Source organism: Christiangramia aquimixticola, from assembly GCF_048285835.1.
Taxonomy (GTDB): domain Bacteria; phylum Bacteroidota; class Bacteroidia; order Flavobacteriales; family Flavobacteriaceae; genus Christiangramia; species Christiangramia aquimixticola.
This window is the reverse complement of record NZ_JBLVTL010000333.1, coordinates 1-280: the sequence shown is the minus strand read 5'-3', so window position 1 is coordinate 280 and position 280 is coordinate 1. Positions and strand designations below refer to the sequence as shown.

Annotated in this window: 1 protein-coding gene; it reads left to right on the top strand. The window is 43.2% G+C overall.

Annotation, left to right across the window (positions count from 1 at the left end):
* Positions 1–280, top strand: a 280-nt coding sequence (locus tag ACNKXV_RS14705) for an Ig-like domain-containing protein (protein WP_417908442.1), incomplete at both ends; no start/stop codon positions are given.

Sequence of the window (280 nt, the reverse complement as noted above, 5' to 3'; positions counted from 1 at the left end):
ACTGATACTTTCGAGTATACTGCTACTGTAACCAATCCAGATGGTTCAACTACCACTGAAACCACTACGGTAACAGTGAATGTAGAAGGTACTCCGGATGCGGTTGCAGATAATGCAACAACTTCTGAAGATGAAGCAGTAGTGATTGATGTTCTTGATAATGACACCTACGATCCGGCAACTGATGTTGAAGTAACTTCGGTTACTCAGCCGGACAATGGAACTGTGGTAATCAATCCTGACGGAACAGTTACCTATACTCCTAACCCGGATTATAACG